The sequence below is a fragment of the Acinetobacter sp. S40 genome, assembly GCF_016624705.1.
GTDB lineage: Bacteria > Pseudomonadota > Gammaproteobacteria > Pseudomonadales > Moraxellaceae > Acinetobacter.
Genome location: NZ_JACVTU010000002.1, coordinates 17,594 through 29,703, shown reverse-complemented (window position 1 = coordinate 29,703; position 12,110 = coordinate 17,594). Strand labels below are relative to the sequence as shown.

The 12,110-nt window shown below is 39.0% G+C and carries 13 protein-coding genes; 4 read left to right on the top strand and 9 right to left on the bottom strand.

Annotated elements, in window-relative coordinates; translation table 11 throughout:
• Positions 1 to 20: 20 nt before the first annotated feature.
• From fdx to IAE19_RS02665, 8 genes are all read right to left on the bottom strand, one after another.
• The gene (gene fdx, locus IAE19_RS02700) at positions 21 to 359 is read right to left on the bottom strand and encodes an ISC system 2Fe-2S type ferredoxin (RefSeq protein WP_200459408.1); all 339 of its coding nucleotides are present in this window, start codon (positions 357 to 359) and stop codon (positions 21 to 23) included.
• Between the two features lie 15 nt (positions 360 to 374).
• A complete protein-coding gene (gene hscA, locus IAE19_RS02695) occupies positions 375 to 2,234 on the bottom strand; it encodes a Fe-S protein assembly chaperone HscA (RefSeq protein ID WP_200459407.1) in 1,860 nt (619 codons plus the stop codon).
• A 37-nt stretch (positions 2,235 to 2,271) separates the two neighbouring features.
• The gene (hscB, locus tag IAE19_RS02690; RefSeq protein WP_200459406.1) at positions 2,272 to 2,787 is read right to left on the bottom strand and encodes a Fe-S protein assembly co-chaperone HscB; all 516 of its coding nucleotides are present in this window, start codon (positions 2,785 to 2,787) and stop codon (positions 2,272 to 2,274) included.
• An 84-nt stretch (positions 2,788 to 2,871) separates the two neighbouring features.
• On the bottom strand, positions 2,872 to 3,192 hold the full coding sequence (iscA, locus tag IAE19_RS02685) for an iron-sulfur cluster assembly protein IscA (RefSeq protein WP_200459405.1): 321 nt from the start codon (positions 3,190 to 3,192) through the stop codon (positions 2,872 to 2,874).
• Positions 3,193 to 3,220: 28 nt separating this feature from the next.
• Positions 3,221 to 3,607, bottom strand: coding sequence for a Fe-S cluster assembly scaffold IscU (iscU, locus tag IAE19_RS02680; RefSeq protein WP_200459404.1), 387 nt, complete (start codon positions 3,605 to 3,607; stop codon positions 3,221 to 3,223).
• An 80-nt stretch (positions 3,608 to 3,687) separates the two neighbouring features.
• Positions 3,688 to 4,905, bottom strand: a complete 1,218-nt coding sequence (locus IAE19_RS02675) for an IscS subfamily cysteine desulfurase (protein ID WP_200459403.1) — start codon at positions 4,903 to 4,905, stop codon at positions 3,688 to 3,690.
• A gap of 1 nt (position 4,906) precedes the next feature.
• A complete protein-coding gene (locus IAE19_RS02670) occupies positions 4,907 to 5,380 on the bottom strand; it encodes an Rrf2 family transcriptional regulator (protein ID WP_200459402.1) in 474 nt (157 codons plus the stop codon).
• Positions 5,381 to 5,492: 112 nt separating this feature from the next.
• Entirely contained in the window at positions 5,493 to 6,140 is a 648-nt protein-coding gene (locus tag IAE19_RS02665) for a hypothetical protein (RefSeq protein WP_200459401.1), read from the bottom strand.
• Between the two features lie 193 nt (positions 6,141 to 6,333).
• Here IAE19_RS02665 and IAE19_RS02660 point away from each other — a divergent pair, with 193 nt between their 5' ends.
• From IAE19_RS02660 to IAE19_RS02645, 4 genes are all read left to right on the top strand, one after another.
• Positions 6,334 to 6,789, top strand: a complete 456-nt coding sequence (locus tag IAE19_RS02660; protein WP_200459400.1) for a phasin family protein — start codon at positions 6,334 to 6,336, stop codon at positions 6,787 to 6,789.
• Between the two features lie 167 nt (positions 6,790 to 6,956).
• A complete protein-coding gene (locus IAE19_RS02655) occupies positions 6,957 to 7,229 on the top strand; it encodes an HU family DNA-binding protein (protein ID WP_120369226.1) in 273 nt (90 codons plus the stop codon).
• 130 nt (positions 7,230 to 7,359) lie between these two features.
• A complete protein-coding gene (locus IAE19_RS02650; protein WP_200459399.1) occupies positions 7,360 to 9,228 on the top strand; it encodes a SurA N-terminal domain-containing protein in 1,869 nt (622 codons plus the stop codon).
• Between the two features lie 57 nt (positions 9,229 to 9,285).
• The gene (locus IAE19_RS02645) at positions 9,286 to 10,458 is read left to right on the top strand and encodes an MFS transporter (protein WP_320159384.1); all 1,173 of its coding nucleotides are present in this window, start codon (positions 9,286 to 9,288) and stop codon (positions 10,456 to 10,458) included.
• On the opposite strand, the gene IAE19_RS02640 is transcribed toward IAE19_RS02645, so the two are convergent.
• Positions 10,455 to 11,945 (bottom strand): amidase, encoded by a 1,491-nt coding sequence (locus IAE19_RS02640; RefSeq protein WP_200459397.1) that lies wholly within the window; start codon positions 11,943 to 11,945, stop codon positions 10,455 to 10,457. The two genes, IAE19_RS02645 and IAE19_RS02640, sit on opposite strands and share 4 nt — an antisense overlap.
• Positions 11,946 to 12,110 lie beyond the last annotated feature (165 nt).

Here is a 12,110-nt window from a genome sequence, read left to right as displayed (position 1 = left end):
AAACGTTTAAATAATATTATTTAATGATTTTCTGATGCATGGTTAATGGTGTACTTCGGAATTTCAACTTCCAGATCTTCATTCACTATTTTTACCTGACAAGATAAACGTGAATCGGGTTCAAGACCCCAAGCACGATCAAGCAAGTCAGCTTCGACATCATTCATTTCTTCAAGACTATCAAATCCTTTGCGCACAACTACATGGCAAGTAGTACATGCACATGACATGTCGCAAGCGTGTTCAATTTTAATGCCATTGTTAAGCAAACTTTGGCAAAGGTTGGCATTTTCCTCAACTTCAAACTCAGCGCCTTCAGGGCAAATTTGCGCATGTGGAAGAACTTTAATACGTGGCATATATTCACCTGTTTCTTAATTTGAGTCTGACCAGTCGTTAAGCTTGGTACCTTTAAGCGCATCATCAATATGACGGTTCATGCGTTGAGCTGCAAATTCGTCGCTATAGAGTTTCAGCTGCTGTACAGCGTCCTCAATGGCTTGAATATTGTCTGCATTTAGTTGAACATTTAAATGATCTTTGGCAGCATTTAAAGCAGTTAGCTGCTGTTCAGACAATAACGATGCATCAACTTTCAAGGCCTGCTCAAGGGCTTCAAGTTCACGTTGAGCTTCGACTTTGGTTTCTTGCAAATGACGCAATAATTTATCTTCTTCGGCATGTTGAAAGCCTTCGATAAGTAGTCGTTCGGTATCTGTTTCTGATAAACCATAAGACGGTTTGATGTCGATCTGGGCTTTTACGCCAGAAGTGGCTTCTTGGGCAGATACAGTTAATAAGCCATCAGCATCCACTTGGAAAGTTACTTCAATACGTGCCTGACCCGCTGTCATTGGCGGAATACCATGTAATACGAAACGACCAAGTGAGCGACAATGATCAACCAAATCCCGTTCGCCTTGTACCACATGAATTAGCATGGCAGTTTGGCCATCTTGATAAGTGGTAAATTCCTGACGACGTGCGACTGGGATCGCGGTATTGCGTGAAATTAATCGCTCAACCAAACCCCCCATAGTTTCTAGGCCAAGAGAAAGAGGGGTGACATCAAGCAATAATGAACCATCTTGTGAATTACCAATCAATTGATTAGCCGTGATCGCAGCTCCGATAGCCACCACTTCATCTGGATTAATAGTACATAAAGGTTCCTGATTAAACGCATCACGGACCGCTTTTTGTACAGCGTAGGAGCGAGTGGAGCCGCCGACCAATACAACATTTTGAATGTCGTCTAATCCTAGTTTTGCATCCCGTAGCACACGCTTACAAACATTGATTGTTTTATCTAGTGCGATTTGGATAATAGATTCAAAAGTCGGTCGATCCACATCTAAAACATAGTCAAGTGCTTTAAACTGAACTTGATTTTGATCAGATAAAGCCTCTTTGGCTTTACGCGCAGCCACGATAAATGCTGCATATTCAATATCATCTAATATATCAATATTAAGTTGTTTCTTGGCCCATTTCACAATTAAACGATCAAGATCATCACCACCTAAAGCCGTATGACCGCCCGTCGCGAGTACTTCAAAAACTCCTTGTGAAAATCGCAGGATTGAAACATCAAACGTACCACCACCCAAATCATAAATGACATAGTTATGATCTGTTTGTAAGTTTGCTTCCTGATCTAGACCATAAGCAACTGCTGCGGCCGTAGGTTCATTCAACAGACGTAAAACATTTAAACCTGCGAGCTGAGCCGCATCGCGTGTTGCCTGACGTTGGGCTTCATCAAAATATGCAGGTACAGTAATAACTGCGCCATTGACAGGATTTTTTAGGCTGGCTTCTGCTCGCTCTTTTAATTGCTTGAGAATTTCTGCTGAAATTTCAACGGGTGTCTTACGTCCAGCACGTGTTTCAAAAGCAGGCATTTCATTATCCGCACCGGTTAAAGTATAAGGATGTTGAAATTTTATATCCGCTTTGGAGCGGCCCATAAAGCGTTTGACTGAAACAATGGTGTTCTTGGGATCTGTGGTAAGGAAAGCTTTGGCATCATCCCCATATTCTGTTGTCTTTTCAGCATAATGCACAATCGATGGCAGTAGGACGCGATCTTTGTCATCTTGTAGAACTTTTGATTTGCCAGACAGTACTGTGGCAACTAAAGAATGTGTTGTTCCAAGGTCAATCCCAATCGCAATACGATGTTGATGCGGGGCACTTGATTGACCAGGTTCAGCAATTTGCAAGAGTGCCATGAGTTAAATCCCTTGAATATAAATCGGTACAACTTAATTAAAATTCATCATCTAAGTCGAAGCTGTCATCATCCAGCATTTGATCTTCGGCTTTGTTGATATCATTGAGAACACGTTGGAAAAAACGCAATTTACGGACTGTATCGCGCGCTTCCCCCCAGTCTTCGTCTTCATAGTCAATTTTAAACTCACGAATCAAACCATCAATCCATTGATTGACTTCGACTTTTAAAGTTTGAAGTTGTTCTGTATCACTTGCTTCATCAAGTTGCTCACGAATTTCCAAAGCAGATTGTAAAAACTCAAAATCACTAATCGATTGATCCAGATGATAATCTTGCTTTTTAAGTGATAATAAATAAGCTGCACGACTGTCCACTTGTGACAATACTTTATAAGCTTGATTAATTTCACTGGATTTAATAAGTGCCTGATCTTTATCTTCAGCTTTATCTGGATGATATTGTTGCTGCAAGCTCAGGAAATTTGCTTTTAACGTGGCTAAATCGATATCGAGTGCTACGGGTAAGTTAAACAACTCAAAATGATTCATGGGAGATGAATTCCGTAGTAAATAAATATATTAAAAACAGTGTAAAAACACTGCTTTTAATATGAAATGAAAAGGCTAAGGGGCTTAAACTGTGAAAGATTCACCACAGCCACATTCGCCTTTTTTGTTGGGATTGTTAAACTCAAAGCCTTCATTCAGACCGTTTTTAACATAGTCCATTTCCATACCTTCAAGGTAGACAAGACTTTTGGGATCAACAAAAACTTTTACGCCATGTTGCTCAAACATCTGGTCATGTGTATCCATGTCATCGACAAATTCAAGCACATAAGCCAGACCTGAACAGCCTGAAGTTTTCACACCCACGCGAATGCCTTCACCTTTACCACGATTCAACAAATAATTGCGAATGTGAGTTGCCGCATTTTCAGTTAAATGAATCATGAAAACTCCGTCAAATTAAGGCAATCAATTAAGCTTTGATTTTCTTGTTACGATAGTCATCAATCGCAGCCTTGATTGCATCTTCTGCTAACACCGAACAGTGAACTTTCACTGGAGGTAGAGCAAGTTCAGTTGCAATATCAATGTTCTTGATCGCTTGTGCCTGATCTAATGTCTTACCTTTAAGCCATTCAGTGACTAAAGAGCTAGATGCAATTGCTGAACCACAACCATACGTTTTAAAACGTGCTTCTTCAATAACACCTTCGTCATTGACTTGAATTTGTAGGCGCATTACGTCACCACATGCTGGCGCACCTACCATTCCCGTACCTACATTTTCAGCGTTTTTATCTAAAACACCAACATTACGCGGGTTTTCGTAATGATCAATAACCTTTTCACTATAAGCCATGTTGCTTCTCCAAACCTCGGGGTCAGCCTAATATTAAATATAAGGACAAAAATACGTTTTTCAATCGACAGATCGGTAAGTTAGTGTTCAGCCCACTCTACTGTGGAAAGATCGATACCTTCTTTGTACATATCCCAAAGCGGAGAAAGTTCACGTAATTTCTCAACAGCAGCCTTGGTAATTTCAAGCACGTGATCAATATCAGCTTCGGTTGTATATTTACCAAAACTAAAACGAATCGAGCTGTGTGCCAGTTCATCAGACAAGCCTAAAGCACGTAATACATAGGATGGCTCTAGAGTTGCAGAAGTACATGCTGATCCAGATGATACAGCAGCATCTTTTAATGCCATCATCAATGATTCACCTTCAACAAAGTTAAAGCTGACATTAAGATAATTTGCTACGTTGTGAGTAGGGTGACCATTCAGGAAAACTTGTTCAAGACCTTGTAAGCCATTCCAAAGTTTGTCACGTAATTGGCGAATACGGGCTTGTTCTGCCTGCATGGTTTTTCCAGCAATTTCAAATGCCTCACCCATACCTACAATTTGATGCGTCGCTAAAGTACCTGAACGCATGCCACGCTCATGACCACCGCCATGAATTTGTGCTTTTAAACGAACACGAGGACTGCGTCGCACATAAAGCGCGCCAATACCTTTAGGACCGTAAGCTTTGTGACCTGAGAAACTCATCAAATCAATTTTCATGGTAGAAAGATCAATTTCGACTTTACCCGTGGCTTGAGCAGCATCGACATGGAAAAACGTTTTATTAGCGCGAGTCAATTCACCAATTGCAGCAACATCAGTCACTGTACCAATTTCATTATTCACCATCATAAGTGATACTAAAATTGTATCTGGACGCAAAGCTGCTTTTACCATTTCTGGTGTAATGAGACCTGTACGCGGCTCTGGTTCTAAGTAAGTGATTTCAAACCCTTGTTCTTCTAGTTCACGACAAGGATCTAAAATCGCTTTATGTTCAATTTTACTGGTAATAATATGTTTACCTTTTGAACCATAAAACTGAGCAATTCCTTTTAGTGCAAGATTGTCAGATTCAGTCGCACCTGATGTCCAAACAATTTCACGAGGATCTGCTTTGATTAGGTTTGCGACTTGTTCACGCGCATATTCAACTTTTTCTTCTGCTTGCCAACCATAAGCATGAGAACGTGATGCAGGATTACCAAACGTACCATCAAAAGTCAGACATTCCATCATGCGTTCTGCAACTTCAGGTAGCACAGGCGTAGTTGCAGCATAATCAAGATAAATTGGACGTTTCATTTCAAATACCTGTAGCCGATAAGAGGGCAGAATCATAGTCTGTTGAATTCTGGCGAAGTGCGACAGTTTGTACGGTGTCGCGATTAACCAAATCAGACAATGTGATTTTTGCAAGGTAATCGGCAATGTGATGGGAGAGTTCTTGCCATAAATCATGAGTCAAACACATTGCACCATTTTGACAGTTACCTTTATGGTCACAACGCGTTGCATCTACAGTTTCATTTACAGCTTCAATAATTTCTAATATGGTAATTTCGTTGGCTTTACGGGCTAAATGATAACCACCATTTGCACCACGAACACTGGAAACTAACCCATGACGCTTTAATTTCGCAAATAACTGCTCAAGATAAGCGACTGAAATGGATTGACGTGCTGCAATTTCGGCGAGCGTGATCGTTTGTTCAGTTGGCTGCAAAGCTAGATCAAGGAGAGCAGTCACTGCGTAGCGACCGCGAGTTGTAAGGCGCATGATTCGGTACACATGTTTAGACTAGATAGGCTAATTTTAAGAATCCCGACTAAAATAGTCAAGTATTTTTATAGTTATTCAATTGATTTATTGGACAGGGGTTATTTCTTAATTATCCTGCCCATAAATTATACACTAATAAAGCAGCTAAAACGACTGTTATTATACTAAAGCCAATATTGATAGAACGTTGTCGTTGCTGCAAACGGCTAATACGATTTTTATATTGTTTAAGTTCGACATGCAAACCATTAATTTGGGAGCGCTGTGTATCAATTTTCTCAAGTAATGGCGCAATTCTTTTTTTGGAAGCAATCGCCTGATTTGGCTCATCAGGTTGATGCAGCCATTGTTTCCAGTCTGCAAAAAGTTTGGGTAAGCTAAAGTATAAGAGTAAATCTTTAAACTGCTCTTTAAGTTCAGTTTCGCCCCCTATACGCATGGTTTTTATGCTGCGACGATTACCAAAGATAAAAATTTTAATTAGATCAAGCAGCGTGCTACTCACTTCAAGATCAATAGTGCGATCTGGCGCCTGCAAATCAAACAATACGCCTTTGTCTGTAAATTGCACATAAAAATCGAAGTAGGGTATATAGCTATTGATTCTTAATAAAACCTTTTTATCCACAAAAGTTTTAGCCTGAAGTTTTATAACTCCATCGTTCTTTAAAATAAAAGAGAAAACGGTTTCAAGTACAATTAACAAAATGTTAAGCAACAAATGAGACTGTTCTTTGTTTTGTTGCGACTCGCTCATACCAATATGGTCCTTAACGCTATAAAATTTCGAGATCCGATCTCAAGTTATAAAAATAAATAAAAAATAAAGTAATTAAACTGCTTTGTAGAACACTTTAGCAAAAGGATCAAGTCTTTGGTTTGCTATTATGAATACATTTTATGATTAAATGTAGCTACATGACGGTAAAGTGATCAGGAGTAATGAAATAATGGAAAAGGAAAGCATTGAACAAGGTACTGAACTTGAATCTGAAAAAACCACAGGAAAAACCAAAGCTTCCCGTAAATCTGCACTTGATTTTAGAAAGTACACCAAACAAATCTGGCTAGCTGGTTTAGGTGCTTTTTCACGTGCGGAAGAAGAAGGCAATAAATTATTTGACTCATTAGTCAAAGTCGGCGAAGAACTTGAATCAAAAACACTGGATGTTGCGGATACAACAGTAAATAAGGTGACAGAAAAAGCTAAAGAATCTGTAACGGATACCAAAGATAAAGTTGAGCGTATGATTGATCAAAGTATAAATCATTCTTTGAATCGAATTGGTTTGGTGACGGCAAAGGATTTACAACACATTGAACAGCTATTATTACAGCTTCATAGCAAGGTGGATGTGTTACTGGCAGAGAATGAAAACTTAAAGTCAAAATTGAGTGAAAAATAAAAAAAATAGCATTTATGCGTTTTTCTACAAAAAATTCACGTTTATTTTTGATAAAACGTCTGATTCAGTATTGCCTTTTGCCCTAAAGCATTGCTATAAAGGCGTCATGGCCTTTTAAACTTACAGCCTTAGATTTTAAATAAACGAAATAAGAGGACGTTATCTTCATGAATAAATCAGAATTAATTGATGCGATTGCAGAAAAAGGGGGATTGTCTAAGACTGATGCTGGTAAAGCATTGGATGCGACTATCGCTTCAGTAACAGAAGCCCTTAAAGCAGGTGATACTGTTACTTTAGTGGGTTTTGGCACTTTCAGTGTTAAAGACCGTGCAGCTCGTACAGGACGTAATCCTAAAACTGGTGAAGAGTTACAGATCAAAGCAACTAAAGTACCTAGCTTTAAAGCGGGTAAAGGTTTGAAAGATTCTGTTGCTTAATTGCATTAGTTAAATTAACGCGCCTTTTTGGGCGCGTTTTTTATTAAAAAGTGCAAAAGCAAGAGATTACTCATTCATTCCGCAAGGTTTTTCAGTTAAAATCTCTCCGAAATAAAATAGTGGAATACTTATGGAATCGTTTCGTACAATCATTAAGGGTTGGCTTGGCAAAGTGCTTTTAGTCTTGTTTTTGACGCCTTTAGCGCTTGTAGGTATTGAAGGGTATTTTGGTAGTCATAATAAGGCAGATGTTGCAAAAAATGTAAACGGTCAGGATATTCCTAAAAAAGACGTTGAGAACCTAACAAAAACTTATAAAGATCAGTACTTATCAATGGTTCATGGTGATGAAACCTTATTGAACCAACCTTTTATACAGCAAACCGCATTAGATACGTTAGTTGCTCGTACAGTACTTTTGCAGCAGGCTGAAAAGCTCGGAATTTCTCTGAGTGATGGGCAAATTGAGAAAATGTTGGCGCAACAACCTAGTTTTCAGGAAAATGGCAAGTTTTCTCAAACACTATATGAAAATTATTTGCGTTCAGTCGGAATGACAAGTCAGGCATTAATTACCAGTCTACGTCAGGATCATGCACTTAAAATGCTGACGTCAAGCATCAATAATACTGCACTGGTGAGTAAAGCTGATATTAACCAAATTGCTACTTTGCAAACCGAACAGCGTACTTTGCATTTGGCAAGCATTAAACTTGATGACTATAAAAAAGGGATTACAGTTAGCAATCAGGAAATTACTGATTATTATAACAAGCACCCAAATAGCTTCAAACAGGTGGCTAGTGTTGATGTGGATTATGTGGTTTTATCACCTGTGCAAGTGGTAACTAATGCTGCGGTAACAGAAGCAGAGTTGCAGCAAGCTTATAAAGCTTTTGTTGAAAAACAGCAAAAAGATGCAAAGCGTGACGTGAAACATATTTTGATTACGACAGATGCACGTTCAGATGCTGATGCACAAAAACTTGCTAATGATGTATATGCGAAAATTAATGCAGGCACTTTATCTTTTGCTGATGCCGCTAAGCAATATTCAGATGATACCAGCTCTAAAAATGAAGGTGGTTTGCTGACAGCTTATCAAGCTGGTGTTTTTTCAGCTGAGTTTGATCAAGCAGTAAACTCTTTGAGTAATGGTCAGATTTCCAAACCTGTTAAAACTCAATACGGCTATCATATTATTGAAGCAAATACTGTTGCAGCAACTATTCCTTCATTTGAGTCTGAAAAAGCACGCTTAACTGCTGAGGTACAAAAATCTAAAGCGGCAAATGCATATTCAGATGCAGTAAATAATCTGAATGAGATGGTGGTAAGCAGCGATGATTTAACGGTAATCACTCAGGAAGTCAAATCAACACATGTTGAGTCTACAAAAGGCGTTACATTGGCAGCGGGACATCCTGTATTAAGTGACCCGAATGTTAAAACACGTATTTTTAATGACGACGTAAAAAATGGCGATCGCAATGTTTCAAGCAATATCCAGCTTGCCAATGGCGATACGGTTTGGGTGAAAGTTCGTAATTATTATGCTGCAGGTGTTAAGCCATTGGCACAAGCCACTGCCGATGTAAAAGCTAAATTGATTGAAGATAAAGCATATCAGGCTGCTAAAGCTAAACTTACTCAATCTTTAGAGGCATTTAAAAATCAACCCGCTGCGCAAGTGGTGGCAGCAAGTGGTATTAAGTTTGAAGATGCTGGTACGTTTACACGTTCACAGGGTTTAAAGCGTGAAATAGAACGTGCAGCATTTAGTGTTTCAGCTCCAAAAGAAGGTTTCTGGTCTGTAACAACAGCAAAACTTCCAGATGAGTTAGTTGTGGTCGGTGTTTCAAATGTAAACTCGACTACTGCAAATGCTTTGACTCCAGAACAGTTGAATGAATTAAGTAAGCTTTATCAGCAGTTCCGTGGGCAGCAAGAATTAGATGATTATACGCAATACTTAAAATCCAAAGCTAAAATCAAATAAGTTAAAAAACCGCTTCGGCGGTTTTTTTATGTCATGAAGTTCCAGAGGATTAACTTAGTGCTACGCCTTCCAATCACGACCAAACTTGGTGGTTTCTACTTCTGTTACTATGCAATTGTTGGAACATTCATGCCTTATTGGAGTTTGTATCTAGAAGATCAAAAATTTAATTATGAGGAAATTGGTTTATTATCCTCCATCGCCATCATTACACGTTTTTTTGCCCCTTTTATCTGGGGTTGGATTGCCGATAAATCAGGTAAGCGCATGAGGCTGGTGCGCATTGCGACATGGATGGAGTCTTGTGTTTGGTTTGCGATTTTCATGATTCCAAATACGTTTCAGTCGATTGCCTTATTAATGCTAATTTTTAGTTTCTTTCAGAATGCGATCTTAGCGCAGTTTGAAGGAGTCACTTTGTTTTGGCTCGAAGATCAGCGAGCAAAACTCTATGGAAAAATTCGTAAGTGGGGATCTGTTGGATTTATTGTTGGTGTGACTGGAATTGGCGCTTTATTGGAAATTATTCCTATTGTTACGCTTCCAGTGATTCTTCTATGTGTCGCATTTTTAGCATTTATCTGGTCGTTTACGATTCAGGAACCCGACTCAGCTCCTCGTGTACAGACAAAACTTGAACCTTTAATGCCGATTTTAAAACGACCAGCGGTTCTGGCTTTTTTTATAATTGAATTTGTTTTGTTGTTTTCACATGCACCATTTTATAGTTTTTATAGCAATTATTTAAAAGAATCGCATTTTTCCACAACAGAAATTGGTTTTTTATGGGCGGTTGGGGTAATTGCTGAAATAATAATGTTTGCCTATGCACATTTGTTTTTATCGCGTTATTCATTAAAAAAATTAGTCAGCTTATGTTTAATAATGACCAGTATCCGCTGGATGATTGCAGGAGTATTTGCCAGCAGTTTTGTAGCACAATTTACAGCCCAGAGTATGCATGCTTTTAGTTTTGGATTATTTCATCTTATTGCAATGAGGATGATTTTTCAGAATTTTACAGCAGGACAACAGGGTCGCGGCCAAGCATTATATAGTACCATGTGGGGGCTTGGAGTAGCTTTTGGAAGTATATTGGCGGGTCATTATTGGACGATATACAATGGATCCGTAATTTTTATATTTGCATCGGGCGTTGTATTGTTTGGTTTACTGGGGGTGAAATGGTTGCCCAACCAGTGTGAACAACCTGTCAACCTAAGAAATTAAACCACTATATTCTGGTATCTGTTTGACCACGGCTGAACTATTTCTAACTGTCCCGCAAGTTGTAGAAGTAAATCTTCACGAGCAAAAGGCGCAATAAACTGGGAGCCCAGTGGCAGGTTATCTTTATTCCAATAAAGTGGAACTGACATGGCAGGTAAACCTGTAATATTGGCTAGCTGCGTGAAGGGTACCCATTTCAAATTTTCACGAATGATTTGTTCTACGAGTTTACCTCTTGCTAGATAGTGTGCTTTTCCTATTTTTAGTAAACTTTTTAGAATTGGTTTTTGCCAAACGGGAGTGCTGACTTCTCCATTCTTAGGGGCAACGGAAGCTGTAGCAGGCGTTAGATATAAATCATAATGATCAAAAAACTGATTCATTTGCGTCACGTAAATCCCCCAATTATTCAAATTGTGAATATATTCATGTGCTGTTGTTTGAGCACCAAAGGCAGCAAGAGCAAGTGAGTCGAGTTCAAATTCATCATGTAGCGCCCCAGACATCTGTTTGATTTGGTGCAACATGTAGGAAAATTGACTAAACCATGTGGTAATAAAATCTTTAGCGACTGCCATTCCATCAATCTTAGGGGCATCCTCAACTACAATATGTCCTAGCGATTCTAGAAATTGGGCAGTATGTTTCACCGCTGCTATGGCATCCTTAGAAACTTTTGTGCCAATAGGCGATTGGGTGTTAAATGCAATTTTTAATTGTTTCGGCGGTTTATAAACATAATCTAAAAAAGGATGTTCTGGTTTTTCGATCTTAAAAAGTGAACTGTGTTCAAAACCATGAGTTGCATCAAGCATAGCTGCACTGTCACGTACAGACCTACTCAGGACATGTTGAATAGCCGCACCATGCATGGCTTCACTCATCTGTGGGCCCCAAGGGGTACGTCCACGGCTAGGCTTTAAACCAAATAACCCACAATAAGAAGCAGGAATCCGAATTGAACCACCACCATCTCCAGCACCAGCAACCGGTACAATGCCTGCTGCAACCGCAGAGGCTGAACCTCCCGAAGAGCCACCGCTATTATGTTGAAGATTCCATGGATTTGAGCAGCTGCCCCAAGCCTCAGGCTCTGTAACTCCCTTGATACCAAACTCGGGCGTATTGGTGCGACCAAAAGTCATGATGCCTGTTTTTTCCCAGCGATTTACAATTTCGGCATTCGTATCCGGAATGTAGTGACGTTTTTTAAGTGCTTTACACCCATACGAAGTGGGAATACCTGCATATTCCTGAAATAAATCTTTTACTAAAAAGGGTACACCTGCAAATGGGCCAGTCAGAGTTTGTTTTGCTTTTATTTGTGCATATTCATGCATTGGAATAATAATCGCGTTGAGTCTAGAGTTGACTTGATTTGAACGATTTAAGGCAAGTTCGAGCAATTCAATGGGTTGAACTTCTTTTTCATGTACCAGTTTTGCCAATCCTAAGCCATCATAATTGAGATATTCATTGAGTTTCATATGTCCCTTTTTACTCGTCTTTTATTTTCTTGAATTAGTTTTTAAATCAATTAAATAACTTATTCAAGGGGAATAAGAATGTTTCAATTTGAGACGTAACCGATCTGGATAAAAATATTGTTTTTATATCGTTATGATCGAAGGTAATTTTAAAAAAGTATGGTA

What these genes read in the sequence shown, in the direction of transcription:
- fdx (WP_200459408.1), bottom strand. Translation starts at nt 359, where the DNA reads ATGCCACGTATTAAAGTTCTTCCACATGCGCAAATTTGCCCTGAAGGC.
- hscA (WP_200459407.1), bottom strand. Translation starts at nt 2,234, where the DNA reads ATGGCACTCTTGCAAATTGCTGAACCTGGTCAATCAAGTGCCCCGCAT.
- hscB (WP_200459406.1), bottom strand. Translation starts at nt 2,787, where the DNA reads ATGAATCATTTTGAGTTGTTTAACTTACCCGTAGCACTCGATATCGAT.
- iscA (WP_200459405.1), bottom strand. Translation starts at nt 3,192, where the DNA reads ATGATTCATTTAACTGAAAATGCGGCAACTCACATTCGCAATTATTTG.
- iscU (WP_200459404.1), bottom strand. Translation starts at nt 3,607, where the DNA reads ATGGCTTATAGTGAAAAGGTTATTGATCATTACGAAAACCCGCGTAAT.
- IAE19_RS02675 (WP_200459403.1), bottom strand. Translation starts at nt 4,905, where the DNA reads ATGAAACGTCCAATTTATCTTGATTATGCTGCAACTACGCCTGTGCTA.
- IAE19_RS02670 (WP_200459402.1), bottom strand. Translation starts at nt 5,380, where the DNA reads ATGCGCCTTACAACTCGCGGTCGCTACGCAGTGACTGCTCTCCTTGAT.
- IAE19_RS02665 (WP_200459401.1), bottom strand. Translation starts at nt 6,140, where the DNA reads ATGAGCGAGTCGCAACAAAACAAAGAACAGTCTCATTTGTTGCTTAAC.
- IAE19_RS02660 (WP_200459400.1), top strand. Translation starts at nt 6,334, where the DNA reads ATGGAAAAGGAAAGCATTGAACAAGGTACTGAACTTGAATCTGAAAAA.
- IAE19_RS02655 (WP_120369226.1), top strand. Translation starts at nt 6,957, where the DNA reads ATGAATAAATCAGAATTAATTGATGCGATTGCAGAAAAAGGGGGATTG.
- IAE19_RS02650 (WP_200459399.1), top strand. Translation starts at nt 7,360, where the DNA reads ATGGAATCGTTTCGTACAATCATTAAGGGTTGGCTTGGCAAAGTGCTT.
- IAE19_RS02640 (WP_200459397.1), bottom strand. Translation starts at nt 11,945, where the DNA reads ATGAAACTCAATGAATATCTCAATTATGATGGCTTAGGATTGGCAAAA.